Below are 17187 nucleotides of genomic sequence, written 5' to 3'. Positions count from 1 at the left end.
CCATCCGGTGGTTGAGTTGAGAGATGATCCTGCCAGGCTTGCCGCAACTGCAGGCAGGCGCATCGCCGGCGGGTGTGAAAAAGGGTGGCGTGCGAGGTGCCTGCCACCCTTCTCCGGGGAAGAAACATACTTCTTCAGAAGAGCCTGGGATCAGCCACCCGTATTGGGATAGTCCACGCCAAGCTGATCCAGATAGGTGTCGTATTTGGAAGGATCGTAATAGAACTTCTCGAGCTCCGGCCGCAGGCGATCCATGATTTCCTTGTTCAGGTGGATGGCCGGCTTGTCTTCAGGAGTGAGGACAGGATCGTAGCTCTGTTCCGCAAACTGCACTTCCTGCTGGTACTTCTTCGCTTCCGAAACCAGTTCGGGCGTGGTCAGTATGTCCAGCGTGGTCAGCGCCACGGCCTTCGCCCCGGCAACCGCCCCCTTGTGGGCAACCGGCGTCGCCATTGCCATTGCAGCCGTGATGTTGTGGCCGATCATGTTCGGCACGTTGGACGGGAAGCGGATGGTGATGGTCGGCAGGGCCCACATGATATCGCCGATATCGTCAGACCCGCCGCCCATCGGCGGAATATCAGACGGCACGCCCAGTTCGCCCACTTCACTGCGCAGCGGTTCCAGCGGGCGATCATTGGCTTCCTGCAACATCCTGGCGAAGGCCTGATCCTCCGCCGTCCAGTCCGGCATGCCGACCGCCTGGATGTTCTTGTAGGCAGCTTCGGCCAGCGGCTTGTTCGCCCATTGCGGGGCGGCATAACCCAGCGTCCGGCGCTGCACCGTCGTGCCGGTCGCTGCGGCAGCGGCTTCGGAAATAGTGTTGCCGATCTCGTAGAGTTCGCGAATGCCGTCAAAAGTGTGGTCACGGAAATAATACCAGACCGATGCTTCGCCTGGCACGATATTCGGCTGACCGCCGCCATTGGTGATCACATAGTGCGAACGCTGGGTCAGCGGCAGATGTTCGCGGCGGAAATTCCAGGCGACATTCATCAGTTCCACGCCGTCAAGCGCGCTGCGCCCTGCCCATGGGGCACCCGCCCCGTGCGAGGTCTTGCCTTGGAACGTATATTCCACCGACACCATCCCGTTGCCGCGACCCTGGCCGTAACCGGTGCCGAAACTGTTGGCGACATGGGTGAAGATGCAGGCGTCGAAACCTTCGAACATGCCTTCGCGCACGAAGAAGGCTTTTGTGGCCAGCAGTTCCTCGGCAATGCCGGGCCAGAGCATCAGCGTGCCCTTGATGTCATGCTTCTCCATCACGTCCTTCACCGCGAGGGCGGAAGCGACCATCACGGCCATGCCGGAATTATGCCCTTCGCCATGCCCCGGCGCGCCCGGAATCAATGGAGTGATTTCGCCAGTGCCCGGCTTCTGGCTGAGGCCGAGAAGCCCGTCCACATCGCTGCCGAGTGCAATCTTCGGACCTTCACCATTGCTCCATGTGGCGGTGAAGGCGCTGGGAATGCCCGCGGCGCCCTTGACGATGGTGAAGCCGTTCTTTTCCAGAATATCGGTCAGATAATCCCGCGTCTGGAATTCCTGAAAGCCCGGTTCCTGGAAGCTGAAGATGGAATCCACGATTTCCTGGACCAGCTTGGCCCGGTCCTCGACACCGGCAATAGCTTCATCCTTGTAGGCTTGCGGCGCCTCTGCATGTGCCGGGGCGGACAGGGTAACTGCTGAAAGTGCTGCAATTGCAGTCAAAGTGCGGTGGCGAAGCTTCATCATCTGAGAGTAATCCTCATCATTTGGCCCCGATATTTCCGGGTTGGCCTGGCTGATTGGTGCGACACGAAGAGCGCTGGCGCTCGCAATGCAAAGTGATCGAAAGAAGGTGGAAGGGGGCGGCGATGCGGCGCCGCCCCCTGCCGTCTCGCTATTAGTATTCGAAGCTCACACCGAGACGGAACGTACGACCAAGAGTATCGTACAAACCGCGATCGGTCCGCGGATAAGCAGCGGTATTGTTGCCGCCGATCGTCCCGTAGCCGAATACATACGGATCCTTGTTCAGGACGTTCTTGACCGCGAATTTAGCCTGAGCGGCTACACCAGCCACCTCGAATTCATAAACGAAGTTGGTATCGAGATAGAACGAGCCCGCACGGTAATTATTATTGACCGTGCGCGCATCAGGGCTGGATGCCGGGCAGTTGACGGAACAGACAACATAAGCGTTGTCGATCACGCCATCATCGAAGCCACGCCCCACGATCGTCGTGCGGAAGCCATTGTAATCGTAGCTTGCCGTGAGACGATAGCTCCAGCTCGGAAGGGTGGCGCCGGCAGTATCGGTGGGATAGCTGAATCCATCATCCGAGACATTCTCGATATAGTGTGAAGCGACCGCACGAAGCGCCAGATCACCCGGCCCGAGAGGGGTGCGATAGCTGGCTTCGAAGTCGACACCGCTAACCTTCTGGCTCGCGAAGTTGAAAACCGGCAAGTCGATGGTCAGCACATCGAGGTTGCGCCCCGTGCTGAACCGCTGGCCACCTTCATACTCGATATTGAGGCACTGTTCCTCCACCTTCTGCTCGTAGCAGAACAGAACAGCCTGTTCCGCGCTGAGCGAGCCGATCGCGTCCGACAGGTCGATTTTGAAGTAATCGGCCGAGAACGCAAAACCAGGCAGGAACCCGGGCGTGAAGACCACGCCGAGACCGATCGTATCCGCCTTTTCCGGATCGATTTGCGGGTTGCCCGTGGCACTCTGCACGAACTGATCCGAAACGGAGACGCCAGTAACATTCCCGTTGGAATCCAGGATCGGACGACTGATCGAGTTCGTACGCGCCGTACCGCTGGCAAACAGATCGAGCAGATTGCCGGCACGAATGTCACGCGAATAGGTGCCGCGCAGCTTGATCGCATCGATCACCTGCCAGGTCAGGCCCAGCTTGTAAGTATAGACCGTGCCCGAGCTGCTGTAATCGGTGATGCGGAACGCACCGTTGAAATCGGCGCCGTCAAACAACGGAACGATCGTTTCGATATAGGCTTCCTTCACATTGTAGGAGCCATCATCTTCGCGATAGTTGCCGTAGAGCCAGGTCTGTTCGTACTGAAGAGGATCGAGAGTACTGTCGAGCGTTTCCTTGCGGTACTCACCACCCAGGGCCAGCGAAACCGGGCCTGCCCAGATATCGAAAAGGCTGTTTGTCGACAGGTTGAACGCTGCCACTTCCTGTTTCACGACCTGGTTCCGGAACGGCGTGAGCTGGAAGAGATAGTCGACCGCTTCATCCGTGACGCCGCCAATGCCGATACGATTGATCGGCACGCAACCCGGCAGATCATTGTTCGGATTTCCGTCGATATTGACCCGGCAGACAATGTTCCCGCCACCGTCATACACCGCATCGGTCATGGCGTTCATGCGGGAGTTCAGCCAGGTATTGGTCAACTGCTGATCGAGATCGGCACGGCCCATCTGGTAGGAAATGTCCCAGTCCAGGCCGCCCAGGACATCCAGCGAACCTTCAGCGCCGACAAGATACCGCTCCACCACGCGCTTGTTGTCAGAGCCGGCCGCAGGAATGCCCGCGTTCGACGTTCCGATGCTGATCGAGGAAACCTGATCCGCCGGTGCCGCAGTCGCATTGTAATCATTGACCATGTCCACGAAGGACTGGGGCAAATACGGGTTATCGAGCTGGATCGTCGCGGATGAGGGGGTCTGCTGATAGAAGCTCTGGCCTTCATACTGGTTCCACGACACCTGAGCGAACAGCTCGACATCAGGCGTGATTTCATAACCGATACGCCCGAACAGGCCGATCCGTTCTTCATGCGGGGCGAGCGAATTGGAGCCGAAATGTTCGTCCTCCAACAGGTAATCGCCGCCAATCGTGTAACGGCCGGTGGTCGCGCCGTAAGCGAACTCACCAAGAGTCGCCAGGCCGGTACCCGGATCGATTGCACCGAAATAGGTGCCGCGGAACGGCCCGCTCGTGATCAGGCCGCCGGGCGAAAGGATCGCTTCACCTATGCCGTCCGCCCAGATCCTTTCAGGCTGGCCATTACCCGCAGCATAATACGGATTATTCACCATGAAAGTGTGGGTATTCCAGTCACGATCGATGGTATCCACGCCTTCCTGGGTGAAGAATTCACCGCTGGCGATGATATGAAGGCGGTCATCGAGCAGGCTTGCCCCGCCGGTCAGTTCGATCTTGTGGTTTGGAACGTCTCCGTAAGTGGTGACGCCATATTCGTAATTGGCTTTGAAACCTTGATAGTCGCGGTCGAGAACGAAGTTTACGACACCGGAAACAGCGTCGGAACCATAAGCGGCAGAAGCACCGCCGGTCACCACTTCAACCCGTTCGATCAGGGACTGCGGGAACGTATTCACGTCCACCAACCCTGCGGCGGAAGATGTCACTGAACGCCGGCCATCAAGCAGTACAAGCGTGCGGTTGCTGCCGAGATCGCGCAGGTTCAGCGCATTGATGCCGGCGTTGGAACTGGAAAGACTGCCCGAATTCGTGCCCCCGTTCTGACTTCCGGAAACGGCCGGGAGAGTGTTCACGAAGTCGGAGATGTTTGCCGGCGCCTCGGTGTTGATTTCCTCGCCGGAAATAACGCTCAGCGGCGTCGGCGCATCGTAACCGTCGCGGACAATGCGCGATCCGGTGACGATGATAGGCGCCTCGTATTCTTCTTCAGCAGCACCCGCGTCCTGCGCAAATGCAGGCGCCGCGATAAAGGTAAAAGCTACGGCCGCACCGGCCGCGCCAGCCAAAAGGCGCTGTTTGCGACCCCCCGACTTCTGACGAAGTTCTTGAAACTTATTTGTATTATTCACGGATCAACCCCCTTTTTGGTGTAAGTTGATCCTCCCCCACTTATCTCTTTGCCTATCCGGGACCGTTCTGGCCGGTCCGGCTAGTATGTTCTTTTTGATGTCCTCCGCTGTCAGTTGGAACTATAGGTCAAAGCCGATATCGTTTTGCAGATATTTTGCATGTGCACGGCATTGTTCGCGCAGCATTCTTGCGCAGAACACCATCCCGCTATCGAATTCCGTCACGATCCTCCGGCGCCCCGCCACCACTTCGCCATTCAACTGAAATCATCCAGAATCGCCGGTGCGATTCGCCGGCGCGCGACCTCGCGCAGCATGAAACTGCTGCGGATCTTCGACACATGGGGCAGGTTGGAAAGCTCCTTGCGATAGATCCTTTCATAGTCGTCGAAGGACCGCGCATTGATGAGCATCATGAAGTCGTTCTCGCCGGAGATGAAGCTGCAATAGGACATTGAAGGGCAGCCCTTCACAGCCTCCTCGAACTCGACCAGCTTTGCCTCCGCCTGCGAGCTGAGTTCGATCAGCACGAGCACCGTTATCGTGAAGCCCAGCGATTTCTGGTCGATCACGGCGCCGTAACCGGAAACGATCCCCTTCTCTTCGAGGATTTTTCGGCGCCGCGCCGCAGCGGTGCTGGAAAGATGCACGCGTTCCCCGAGCGTTACGTCCGCGGCACGCCCATCTTCAACCAATGCCCGCAAGACTCGAAAGTCGGTGCGATCAATTGGCTTGTGATCGTTTTCGTTGCCCAATTCCATTCCCCCGCCGAAATCCATCAAGATCACGATCCGATGATGCCAAATTTCCAAGGATGCGCAATGAGTGGAGTGATATTCCTACCTCATCGTCAGCTTATTGGGCGGTCACGATCAAAACAGGGGGTCGATTTTGGAACGGACGCGCAGATTGTCGCGGCATTTGCTCATTTCCGCATTACCGATGGTATTGCTTATTCCGGCCGCCGCCTCCGCGCAGGAGGTTCTGCTGCCGGTCAGTACTTCATCGGACCAGGGGACGGTGCATTTCACATTGCCCGCGCCCGATGCCGATGGGCAGTCCGGCTGCTATGTCTATGCCAGCGCGCTGCGCACCGGGCTTGGGACCGCGGACAGCATGCTGGACCGGGGCCGGGTCAACGTTTCCCAATTGCTGTGCTTCCGCCAGATCGGCGACAAGATGGCCGCGACTTTCGAAAATCCGTCGTTTCGCGCCACGGGCGATGCCGTGACCGAAGAAGGGGCCGCAGAAAGCTTCGCCTTCACTATCGCCGCCATGCTGAAGATCGTTTCCAGCGACAGCAACGGCGTGGAAGTGGACATGGCGCCGTTCCTGATGCGCGACGTTGCGGATATTGCCGCAACGCTCAATCGCGGGGGCAAGGGTTATCGCCATTCGCCGCAGCTCAGCGCGGTGGATACGGCGTCGCTGAAGGCCTTTCCCGACAATATCGAAGTGGACGTGGTCCAGACCTTCGCTACCGACACGGCCGGCAGGGGCAGCACTACCGGCATGATCGTGCCTGATGCGCGCCAGGTCAGCTTCACCGTCCACCACAGCTTCATCCGTCTGCCCGATCCCGGCTTCGTGCCCCGACTGGCGGATCCGCGTGCGCCGGTCGGCGGGCCGGTGCTGTATGATTTCGGTACTCCACTGGGACAGCCGGTGGCGATCCAGCTCGCCTCGCGCTTCCGCCTGGAAAAGACTGACCCTGTGGCGGAACGGTCCACGGTCAGGAAGCCGATCATATTCTACATCGATCCGGCCGCGCCCGAACCCGTGCGCACAGCCTTGCTCGAAGGTGTGAACTACTGGGCTTCATCCTTCGAGAAGGCCGGCTTCATCGACGCGTTTCGCGCCGAAATCCTGCCCGAAGGGGCGGATCCGATGGATGTCCGCTACAACATGGTCAACTGGTCCAACCGCCTGACGCGCGGCTGGTCCTATGGCGGCGGCATCCGCGATCCCCGCACGGGCGAAATCATCAAGGGCAATGTCGTGCTGGGCGCCCTGCGTGTGCGGCAGGACGTGGCCATTTTCGAAGGTCTGGTCGGCACTGCGGAAAACGGCACGGGAAGCGGGAATGATCCGGTTCGCGCCGCGCTTGACCGCATCCGCCAGCTGGGCGCGCATGAAGTGGGCCATGCGATCGGCTTCATGCACAATTTCGCGGGCAGCACGCAGGATCGCACCAGCGTGATGGATTACCCCGGCCCGCGCATCAAACTGACCGACGGCAAGATCGACCTGTCCGATGCCTATGCCCGATCCGGCGGCGCGTGGGACGATTTCTCCGTGGACTGGCTGTATGGCGATCCGCCTCCGGGGCAGAACCCGGATGCACATGCAGCCCGGAAAGCTCTGGCGGTGGAGGAAGCGGGTCTGCGTTTCGTTACCGATATTGACGGACGCTCCCCGGACCTCCCCAGCCCCATCGCCAGCATGTGGGATGACGGGCCGGATCCCCTCGCCGCGCTCGACCACATGCTGGCGGTGCGCCAGGTCGCACTCGCCAATTTCGGGGAGCAGGTGCTGCTGCCCGGTGAACCGCTGGCCAATCTGCGCCGCAAATTCGTGCCGATCTGGCTGCTGCATCGCTATGACGTGGAAGCGGCCGGCAAGGTCATTGGCGGCCTCGACTATGAATATGCGGTTCGGGGGGACAATCATCCCGAACCCGCGCCCTTCCCGGCCGACATGCAGCGGTCCGCCATCGAAAAGATGATCGGCACCCTGTCCGCATCCATGCTGACCGTGCCGGACGAACTGGTGATGAAACTGTCGGTGCCGACCACACGGCTGCCCGATCCCCAGTTCAACCAGGAAGTCTTCGCCAATGCCGGTGCCGCCGCCTTCGATCCGCTGGTCGCGGCCGATGTCGCTGCGCAATTGCCGCTCGACAGCATGTTGGCGCCTTCACGCCTGACACGCCTGTTCGAACAGCATCGGCGGGACAGCGCCATGCCGGGCGTGGAATATCTGCTCGACCAGCTGGACGAGAAAGTGATCTCTGCCAGGCCGGACGCGGTCGCCCGCCGGATTGCCTATCGCGCGATCATCACCATGGCCGAAACGCAGCGCGATGCGGAAACCTCCCCCGGCGTGGCCGCGCTTCTGGCAGGCAGGCTTGACAATATCGCCACCCGCCTTTCTGCCGGCGGCAAGGGTGAGGACGGAGCCTGGGCCCGCTATGTCAGCAGCCTGCTGCAGGACGAAGACAGGCTCTCCAGCGTGATGGAAGAAGGTGATGCTGCGCCCGATATCCCGCCCGGGATGCCGATCGGCGGTTCCGGCGGGAGGTTCGATGACTGACGCCAGGCACCTGTTCCACCTGACAGAAAGTCAACGGTGATGACGCCCCGTTGGCGGCCCGGAGCAGCATTTCGCTGTCTGTTGCCCGCCCTGATGCTTTCCGCCTGCGGTTCCGGCGCGGACGCCCCTTCGGGCGCCGGCCCGGCGCCGCTCGTCAAGGTCGCGCAGCCGGCGCCGCATGTCTTCGTGGACGTGATCGAGGCGGTCGGCACGGCGCGCGCCAATGAACAGGTCACCATCGCATCGCCGGTCGCCGAACGGGTCGAAAAGCTCCTGTTCGACGATGGCGATTTCGTGCGCAGCGGACAATTGATCGCCACGCTGGACCAGGCGCAGGAACAGGCCGCGCTGCAATCCGCAATGGCGCAGGAAGAACTGGCCAGAACCCAGCTGGAACGCATCCAGTCGCTGTTCGATCGCGGCTTTGCGACGCAGGCCCAATTGGATCAGCAGGTGGCACAGGCGGCGCAGGCCCGCGCCAATGCCGACGATGCGCGGGCGCGCATTGCCGACCGGACGATCCGTGCGCCGCTGACCGGCGCGGTGTCCCTGCGCACGATTTCCCCCGGCACTATCGTTTCGGTGGGCGATGCAATTGCCACGGTGAGCGATCTCTCACGCATAAAGCTGGACTTTTCCGTGCCGGAAACGGCTCTCGGTTCGCTCCGCGCAGGTCAGCCCATCACTGTCACGTCGGCCGCTTTTCCGGGCGAAACCTTCACCGGTACCGTATCCGTGATCGATCCCGTGATCGATCCTGCCACACGTGCCCTGCTGGTCCGCGCGATCCTGCCCAATCCGGGCGCCCGGCTGAAACCGGGCATGCTGCTGGAAGTCGCCGTGCAAAGCGCGCGGCGCAGCGCGCTGGCGGTGCCGGAACTGTCCATCGTCGGCGAAGGCCAGGATCGCTTCGTCTATGTCGTGGGCGCGGACGGCAAGGTGAAACGCACCAATGTGCAGACCGGGATGCGCGATAATGGCGTGATCGAAATCATCGGCCTTGCCCCCACCAATCGCGTGGTCACGGAAGGCGTGATCAAGGTCGCCGACGGGATAGAGGTGCAGATCGAAGGCGATTCCCAGGGAAGGGCCGGCTAGGTGGTCCTTTCGGATCTTTCGGTAAGGCGGCCGGTCGTGGCCGCCGTGACGGCGATTTTGCTTACGATCATCGGGATCGTGGGCTTTCTCAGCCTGTCCGTGCGCGAATTGCCGGAAACGGATCCGCCGGTGGTGTCGGTCAGCACCGAATATACCGGCGCCAGCGCCGCCGTGATCGAAAGCCGTATTACCCAGCCACTGGAAGACCGGCTGGCCGGGATCGCCGGTATCGAGACTATCACCTCGCTTTCGCGCGACGGACGGTCGGATATCTCGATCGAATTTTCGCCCGGCCGCGATGTCGATGCCGCGGCCAATGATGTGCGCGACCGGGTATCCGGCGCGTCCGACAATCTGCCCGAAGATGCGCTGGCGCCGGAAGTGCGCAAGGTCGATGCCGATGCAAGGCCGATCCTGTTCTTTATCGTGCGCGGCCAGGGCTGGGATCCGCTGGAACTGGGCGATTACGCCGAACGCGTTCTGGTGGACCGTATTTCCAATGTGGATGGCGTCGCACAGGTCAATGTATTCGGCGATTCCCGCCCGGCAATGCGCGTCTGGCTGGATATGGACCGGCTGGCCGCTTACCAGCTGACGCCGCGCGATATCGAAACGGCCCTGCGCACCCAGAATGTGGAACTTCCGGCCGGCCGCATCGAATCCACCCAGCGCAATCTCTCCCTCCGGGTCGACCGCTCCTTTGTCACGCCGGAGGATTTCGGGTCCCTGGTGGTGGGCCGCGGCGCCGATGGTTATCTCGTCCGCCTGGGCGATGTGTCGCGGATCGAACGCGGCCCGGAAAACCCCTATACAAGGTTCCGCCTCAACGGAGAGACGGGCGTCGGACTGGGCGTGGTGCGCCAGTCCGGGGCCAATACGCTGAAAGTGGCGGAAGACGCCAAGGCAGCGATGGCCGCGATGGAACCGGACCTGCCCGAAGGGATCACGGTGGATACCGGATCCGATTCCTCTCTCTTCATCGATCGGGCGATTGAAAGCGTCTATCACACGCTGGGCGAAGCGGCGGTGCTGGTCGTCCTCGTCATCTTCCTGTTTCTGGGCAGCTGGCGTGCCACGCTGATCCCGGCAATCACCGTGCCGATCTGCCTGCTGGCCACTTTCGCCGTGCTCTGGCTGTTCGGCTTCTCGATCAACCTGCTTACCCTGCTCGCGCTGGTGCTCGCCATCGGGCTGGTGGTCGATGATGCGATCGTGGTGCTGGAAAATATCCATCACCGGATCGAAAATGGCGAAAAGCCGCTGGTCGCCGCCTATCTCGGTGCACGCCAGGTCGGTTTCGCGGTGATTGCCACCACGCTGGTTGTCTGCGCGGTCTTCGTGCCTGTCATGTTCATCAGCGGGCAGACCGGCCTGCTGTTCCGCGAACTGGCCGCAGCAATGATTTCCGCCATCGCCCTGTCGGGCTTTCTCGCCCTGACACTGACGCCGATGCTGTGTTCCAAGATCCTGAAGCATGACCAGGCGGGCAGCTTCTCCGCCCGGATCGACAAGATCTTCGCACGGGTGGAAGCAAGTTATGCCGGCTGGCTGGACCGCTGCTTCAAACATCCGCTGCTGGTCTATGCGCCGGTGGCCGCAATGCTGGCCCTGGCGGGATGGCTGTTCACCACATTGCCCGCCGAACTGGCCCCTGCGGAAGATACCGGCGTGATCGAAACGCGCCTGAGCGCGCCGGAAGGCACCAGCTTCGCCGCGCTGGACGGCTTCGTTCGCGAAGCGGAAGCGAAGGTCCTGCCGATGATGGACGAAGGCGCCATTCGCGGCGTTATCGGGCGCCTGCCTTCCGGCCGTGGCAACAGCGATTTCAACGAAGGGCGGCTGGTGATCTTCCTGACGCCCTGGGAAGAACGCGAACAGACCTCGGCCGACGTGGCAGCGGATTTGAACAACACGCTGACCGGGCTGGCCGCAGTACGCGGCAATGCCACTGTCCGCTCGTCGCTGGGCCGCGGACGCGGGCAGCCGATCAATTTCGTCATCGCCGGGGCCACTTACGATTCACTGGCCATCGCGCGCGATCGCATCCTGGCCGCCGCGCGCAACAATCCCGGCATCATCAATCTCGATGCCGATTATGTGGAATCCAAGCCGCAGATCCTGATCGATGTCGATCGCGAACGCGCGGGCGATCTGGGCGTGTCAGTGGAAGATGTCAGCCAGGCGCTGCAAACGCTGATGGGATCGCGCCGCGTCTCCACCTATGTGCAGAATGGCGAGGAATATCGCGTGATCGTGCAGGCCGCCGCCAGTGAACGGGACCGCGAACAGAAGCTGTCTAGCATCTATGTCCGTTCCCGCACCGGCGAACTGGTGCCCCTGTCAAACCTGGTCAGCCTGCGCGAGGAAACTTCTGCACGCGAACTGGGCCGCTTCAACAAGATGCGCGCCATCACCCTGCAGGGCGGCCTGGCCGATGGCTATCCGATGGGCGAAGCGCTTGCCTTTCTTGAAGACCAGGCGCGCGCATCGCCGGAAGTGCTGGCAATCGGCTATCGCGGGGAAAGCGAATCCTTCAAGCAGACCGGATCATCGATCTGGATCGTGTTCGGCTTCACCATCGTCACCATCTATTTGCTGCTGGCGGCGCAATTCGAAAGCTTCATTCACCCGGCCGTGATCATCACCGCGGTTCCACCGGCCTTTGCCGGGGGTGTGTTCGGACTCGCCCTGACCGGGGATTCGATCAATCTCTACAGCCAGATCGGCCTGGTCATGCTGGTCGGGTTGGCCGCGAAGAACGGCATACTGATCGTGGAATTCGCCAACCAGCTGCGCGATGAAGGGCGGGAATTCGCCGATGCGATCCGCAGCGCTGCCCGCCGCCGGTTGCGGCCGATCCTGATGACCTCCATCGCCACGGTGATGGGCGGCGTTCCCCTCGCCCTCGCCACCGGCGCAGGCGCAGGCGCCCGCGCAGCCATCGGCATGGTGCTGGTGGCCGGCGTCTCGCTCGCCACACTGGTCACGATTTTCCTCGTCCCCGTGCTCTATGCGGCGCTGACCCGCCGCACCTCCTCCCCCCAGGCCGTGACGCGCGAATTGCAGTCTGCGCTGTCCGACAAGGGGCTGCAACCGGAGGCAAGTTCATGAAATCATTTTTCTTCTCTCAGTCGGGAGCATTCCGCTTGACCGTTGCGGCCGGGCGTAGGATGACAAGCCAGCTACCGGGAATTTCGATTCCCGTTCGTGTCGTGGGAGAGCCTGTTCTTTCTCTGGAAAGAGCAGCGCCGAAGGAGCAACCGCCCCGGAAACTCTCAGGCGAAAGGACCTCGGCACGGTCATGGCGCTCTGGAAAGCGGATGGATTGCGGTCCATCCCACCGAAGGGGAAAGTGCGCGGCGCAGGTTGCGCGCAAATCTCTCAGGTTACCCGACAGAGGGGGCGACGGTGAAAATGTCCGCTGCGGGCATTGCCGTTGTTTGTCGGGAGCGTGCGCATGAACGAAACAGTCCCCCTTGAACAGGAAGTGCGGCCCCTGCCGCTCGATGCCTGGCACCGCGCCAGAGGTGCCAGAATGGTTCCTTTTGCGGGCTATTCGATGCCAATCCAGTACGAAGGCATCGTGACCGAACACGAATGGACGCGTGAACATGCGGGACTGTTCGACGTCAGCCATATGGGCCAGATCATCATTTCCGGCCCCGGTGCGACGAAGGCGCTGGAAGCCCTGCTGCCCGCCAATCTGGCGATATTGAAGCCGGGCCGTATCCGCTATTCGCTGCTGCTGGCCGACAATGGCGGCATTCTGGACGATCTGATGATCACCAATGTCGGCACTGGCGATGATGAGACATTCTACCTCGTCGTCAACGGCGCGACGAAGCATGACGATATCACCCATATTCGCGCGCATCTGCCTGAAAGCCTGTCATTCACCTATATGATGGACCGCGCCCTGCTGGCATTGCAGGGACCGGAAGCGGCGGCAGTGCTGGATGGGCTGTTCCCGGGCATATCTGGCGAATTGTCCTTCATGCAATCGACCAGCCGCACCTGGAATGGCGCCGCGATCGGCATTGGCCGATCCGGCTATACGGGCGAGGACGGGTTCGAAATCTCGCTTCCCGCCACGATTGCGGAAGAATTTGCCACCGCCCTGCTGGCCGATGAACGGGTGAAGCCCATCGGCCTGGGCGCGCGCGATTCCCTGCGCCTGGAAGCCGGTTTGCCGCTCTATGGCCATGATCTCGACACGGTGACCGATCCGGTTTCTGCCGATCTGACCTTCGCACTGTCCAAGCAACGGCGCGAAGAAGGCGGCTTCCCCGGAGCGGAACGGATCGCGCAATTGCTGGCCGATGGCCCCCCGGCAAAGCGCGTCGGCCTCGAATTTGAAGGGCGTTTGCCCGCGCGCGAAGGCGCCGCGGTCTTCGCGGGCGACAATGAAGTGGGCACGGTCACGTCAGGCGGTTTCGCCCCCACGCTCGGCCGCCCGATCGCCATGGCTTACGTGGACATCGCCCACACCGAACCAGGGGCAACCCTATCCGTACAGGTCCGCAATCGCCGGCTCGACGCAAAGGTCGTGCCCATGCCTTTCGTACCTCATCGCTACTACCGTGCAGGAGCCGGAAAATGACACGCTATTTCACCGAAGAACACGAATGGATCGACGTCGATGGCGAAACCGCCACGATCGGTATTACCGATTTCGCCCAGAGCCAGCTGGGCGATCTGGTGTTCGTCGAACTTCCCGAATCCGGCAAGGAACTGGCCAAGGGCGCGGAAGCGGCCGTGGTTGAATCCGTGAAAGCGGCCTCGGAAGTCTATTCGCCGGTTTCCGGCACTGTCCTGGAAGGCAATCCCGCGCTGGAGGAAGACCCCGCGCTGGTCAATTCGGACGCCGATGGCGACGGCTGGTTCTTCAAGCTGACCATGACCGACGCCGCCGAGCTGGAAGGCCTGATGAACGAGGCCGCCTACAAGGAATTCCTCGCCGGCCTCGAATGACCGGAATGACTGGGACAGATATCTGATGCGTTACCTACCCCTCACCGATCCCGATCGCGCGGAAATGCTGGAAGTCGTGGGCTCCCCCTCGATCGAGGCATTGTTCGTCGATGTTCCCGAGGAAGCCCGGCTTCCCGGATTGATAGAAGGCCTGCCGCTCCATGCGAGCGAGCTGGCAGTCGAACGGCATATGGCGCGGCTTGCGGCACAAAACATATCCGCGGGAAGCGCGCCTTTCTTCCTTGGCGCGGGCGCTTATCGCCATCACGTGCCGGCATCGGTGGATCACCTGATCCAGCGCGGCGAATTCCTGACCGCCTATACGCCCTATCAGCCGGAAATCGCGCAGGGCACGCTGCAGATGCTGTTCGAATTCCAGACGCAGGTGGCCCGCCTGTTCGGCTGCGCGGTTGCCAATGCGTCCATGTATGATGGCTCCACCGCCTGCTGGGAAGCGCTGGTCATGGCCCGGCGCATAACGAAGCGCGGCAAGGCGCTGCTCAGCCCCGGCCTGCATCCGCATTATGTTTCCACCATCGAAACCATGGCCAGGTTCACGCGCGACACGATCGTGCATTCGGATCCGGCCCTGGTCGCAGAATGCGGCGAGGCGGAGCTGATCGCGGCGATCGACGACGAAACAAGCTGCGTCGTGGTTCAATATCCGGACATTCTCGGCCGCCTGCCGGACCTGTCGAAGATTGCCGATGCCGCGCATGAACAAGGCGCATTGCTGGTTGCCGTCGTCACCGAACCGGTGGCGCTGGGGGCTATCAAATCGCCGGGTGAACTGGGTGCGGACATCGTCGTGGGCGAAGGGCAGTCCATCGGCGTGGGCCTGCAATTCGGCGGCCCCTATCTGGGCCTGTTCGCCGTGCGCGATGCCAAACATGTCCGGCAGATGCCCGGCCGCCTGTGCGGTGAAAGCGTGGACGCAGAGGGCAAGCGCAGCTTCGTGCTGACGCTTTCCACCCGCGAACAGCATATTCGCCGCGAGAAGGCGACGAGCAATATCTGCACCAATTCCGGGCTCTGCGCGCTCGCATTCTCCATCCACATGACATTGCTGGGTGAAAAGGGCCTCCGCGCACTGGCATCGGAAAATCACCGCCTTGCCTGCATCGCGGCGGACCGGCTGGCCGCCATTCCCGGCGTGGAGATCGTGAATGACAGCTTCTTCAACGAATTCACGCTGAAACTGCCCGAAGGCAAGGATGCACGGCAGGTCGTACGCGACCTGGCCGATCGCGGCGTGCTGGCCGGCGTTTCGCTCGGCCGGCTCTATCCCGGCAATAGCAGCCTTGAAGGCGGACTGCTGGTGGCGCTGACGGAAACGACGAGCGAGGACGATATCGAAACATTTTCCACCGAGCTTCAGGAGGTGCTGGCATGAACATGAATCCTGCAGGCTGGCGCCCCACCACGCCCGAAGCGGCAGCTGACGACATGCCCGGAACCGTGACCGGCAATCGCGGGCTGATGCTGGAAGAAAAGCTGATCTTCGAGATTGGCGGCAAGGACACATGCGGTGTCGACCTTCCCGAACCGGCGAGCATCCCGTCCAGCCGTTTGGGCGGACTGGAACGGAGCGAAGAGATCGGCCTTCCCGGCCTCTCCGAACCGGAAACGGTGCGCCATTATACGCGGCTCAGCCGCCAGAATTACGCCATCGACTGCGGTATCTTTCCGCTCGGTTCCTGCACGATGAAGCACAATCCGCGCCTGAATGAAAAGGTCGCAAGGATGCCCGGCTTCGCCGATGTCCATCCCTTGCAGCCGCAAAACACTGTGCAGGGCGCATTGGCAGTCATCGAAGAGCTGGCCCATTGGCTGGTCACGCTCACCGGGATGCACGGCGTGGCGATGAGCCCGAAGGCAGGCGCCCATGGCGAATTATGCGGCATTCTGTGCATCCGCGCCGCGCTGGAAGCACGCGGCGAACCGCGCGAAGTCATCCTGGTTCCGGAAAGTGCGCATGGCACCAATCCGGCGACGGCGGCCTTTGCCGGCTATCGCGTGGAAGCCATTCCCGCCGCGGCGGATGGCCGCATCGATACGCAGGCCCTGCTCGCACGGCTTGGCCCGGATGTGGCCGGGGTGATGATCACCAACCCCAACACTTGCGGCCTGTTCGAACGCGATCTGAAAGTGATTTCGGACGCGGTCCACGAAGCGGGCGGCTATGTCTATTGCGACGGCGCGAATTTCAACGCGATTGTCGGCCGCGTTCGGCCCGGCGATCTTGGCGTCGATGCGATGCACATCAATCTGCACAAGACCTTCTCCACCCCGCATGGTGGCGGCGGCCCCGGCTCCGGCCCGGTCGTCCTGTCCGAAGCGCTGATGCCCTATGCGCCGATCCCTTCGGTCGTGCGCGACGGGGACGGCACATTGCGGCTGGTGGAGGAAGAAGGGGCAGCGGCGGACGGCACGGCCAGCTTCGGCAGGATGAGCGCTTTCCACGGACAGATGGGCATGTTCACCCGCGCGCTCGCCTATATCATGAGCCACGGCGCGGATGGTTTGCGGCAGGTATCGGGCGATGCCGTGCTCAACGCCAATTACATGCTGCGCAAGCTGGAGGACGTGCTGGAAGCGCCCTTCGCTTCATCTGGCCCCTGCATGCACGAAGCGCTGTTCGCCGATGGCGGATTCGCCAAGGGCGTTTCGACACTGGATGTCGCCAAGGCACTGATTGACGAAGGCTTCCATCCGATGACGATGTATTTCCCGCTCGTCGTCCATGGGGCCATGCTGATCGAACCGACTGAAAGCGAGAGCAAGGCGACGCTGGACGAATTCATCACCGCCCTGCGATCCATTGCCGAGCGGGCACGCGATGGCGATCCCTCGCTTTCGCAGGCGCCGGTCTTCGCGCCACGCCGCCGGGTCGATGAAGCGCAGGCCGCGCGCAAGCCGCGCCTCGCATGGAGCGCGCCCGAAGCCTGAGAACGGAACGGGGCCTGAGAACGGGGCCACCATCCTCA

The 17187-nt window shown here is 61.7% G+C and carries 10 protein-coding genes and 1 riboswitch; of the genes, 7 read left to right on the top strand and 3 right to left on the bottom strand.

What is annotated here, in order from left to right:
- Positions 1–150: 150 nt before the first annotated feature.
- The 3 genes from WYH_RS13900 to WYH_RS13890 all read right to left on the bottom strand — a co-directional run bounded on the left by WYH_RS13900 (position 151) and on the right by WYH_RS13890 (position 5598).
- Positions 151–1734 (bottom strand): amidohydrolase, encoded by a 1584-nt coding sequence (locus WYH_RS13900; RefSeq protein ID WP_046905203.1) that lies wholly within the window; start codon positions 1732–1734, stop codon positions 151–153.
- Between the two features lie 154 nt (positions 1735–1888).
- Positions 1889–4756, bottom strand: coding sequence for a TonB-dependent receptor plug domain-containing protein (locus tag WYH_RS13895; protein ID WP_221232171.1), 2868 nt, complete (start codon positions 4754–4756; stop codon positions 1889–1891).
- A 320-nt stretch (positions 4757–5076) separates the two neighbouring features.
- Positions 5077–5598, bottom strand: coding sequence for an Lrp/AsnC family transcriptional regulator (locus WYH_RS13890; protein ID WP_046905201.1), 522 nt, complete (start codon positions 5596–5598; stop codon positions 5077–5079).
- A gap of 163 nt (positions 5599–5761) precedes the next feature.
- Between WYH_RS13890 and WYH_RS13885 the strand changes: the two genes are divergently transcribed.
- From WYH_RS13885 to gcvPB, 7 genes are all read left to right on the top strand, one after another.
- Entirely contained in the window at positions 5762–8131 is a 2370-nt protein-coding gene (locus tag WYH_RS13885) for a zinc-dependent metalloprotease (protein ID WP_053833594.1), read from the top strand.
- Positions 8132–8212: 81 nt separating this feature from the next.
- Positions 8213–9229 (top strand): efflux RND transporter periplasmic adaptor subunit, encoded by a 1017-nt coding sequence (locus tag WYH_RS13880; RefSeq protein ID WP_235980020.1) that lies wholly within the window; start codon positions 8213–8215, stop codon positions 9227–9229.
- Positions 9230–12340, top strand: coding sequence for an efflux RND transporter permease subunit (locus WYH_RS13875; RefSeq protein WP_046904307.1), 3111 nt, complete (start codon positions 9230–9232; stop codon positions 12338–12340).
- Between the two features lie 92 nt (positions 12341–12432).
- Positions 12433–12530: riboswitch (glycine riboswitch) on the top strand.
- 156 nt (positions 12531–12686) lie between these two features.
- Positions 12687–13829 carry a glycine cleavage system aminomethyltransferase GcvT gene (gcvT, locus tag WYH_RS13870; protein WP_046904306.1) on the top strand — a complete coding sequence of 381 codons (1143 nt, stop codon included), beginning with the start codon at positions 12687–12689 and terminating at the stop codon, positions 13827–13829.
- A complete protein-coding gene (gene gcvH, locus WYH_RS13865; RefSeq protein WP_046904305.1) occupies positions 13826–14200 on the top strand; it encodes a glycine cleavage system protein GcvH in 375 nt (124 codons plus the stop codon). Before gcvT ends, gcvH begins: the two co-directional genes overlap by 4 nt.
- A 25-nt stretch (positions 14201–14225) precedes the next feature.
- A complete protein-coding gene (gene gcvPA, locus WYH_RS13860) occupies positions 14226–15593 on the top strand; it encodes an aminomethyl-transferring glycine dehydrogenase subunit GcvPA (RefSeq protein ID WP_046904304.1) in 1368 nt (455 codons plus the stop codon).
- Entirely contained in the window at positions 15590–17149 is a 1560-nt protein-coding gene (gcvPB, locus tag WYH_RS13855) for an aminomethyl-transferring glycine dehydrogenase subunit GcvPB (protein WP_046904303.1), read from the top strand. Before gcvPA ends, gcvPB begins: the two co-directional genes overlap by 4 nt.
- Positions 17150–17187 lie beyond the last annotated feature (38 nt).

Origin of the sequence: Croceibacterium atlanticum (assembly GCF_001008165.2) — a bacterium.
GTDB classification, from domain to species: Bacteria; Pseudomonadota; Alphaproteobacteria; order Sphingomonadales; family Sphingomonadaceae; genus Croceibacterium_C; species Croceibacterium_C atlanticum.
This window is presented reverse-complemented; position numbering and strand designations above follow the sequence as displayed.

Excerpts from the sequence above, each read along its gene's own strand:
- WYH_RS13900 (WP_046905203.1), bottom strand. The coding sequence starts at position 1,734 with ATGAAGCTTCGCCACCGCACTTTGACTGCAATTGCAGCACTTTCAGCA.
- WYH_RS13890 (WP_046905201.1), bottom strand. The coding sequence starts at position 5,598 with ATGGATTTCGGCGGGGGAATGGAATTGGGCAACGAAAACGATCACAAG.
- WYH_RS13885 (WP_053833594.1), top strand. The coding sequence starts at position 5,762 with ATGGTATTGCTTATTCCGGCCGCCGCCTCCGCGCAGGAGGTTCTGCTG.
- gcvT (WP_046904306.1), top strand. The coding sequence starts at position 12,687 with ATGAACGAAACAGTCCCCCTTGAACAGGAAGTGCGGCCCCTGCCGCTC.
- gcvH (WP_046904305.1), top strand. The coding sequence starts at position 13,826 with ATGACACGCTATTTCACCGAAGAACACGAATGGATCGACGTCGATGGC.
- gcvPA (WP_046904304.1), top strand. The coding sequence starts at position 14,226 with ATGCGTTACCTACCCCTCACCGATCCCGATCGCGCGGAAATGCTGGAA.
- gcvPB (WP_046904303.1), top strand. The coding sequence starts at position 15,590 with ATGAACATGAATCCTGCAGGCTGGCGCCCCACCACGCCCGAAGCGGCA.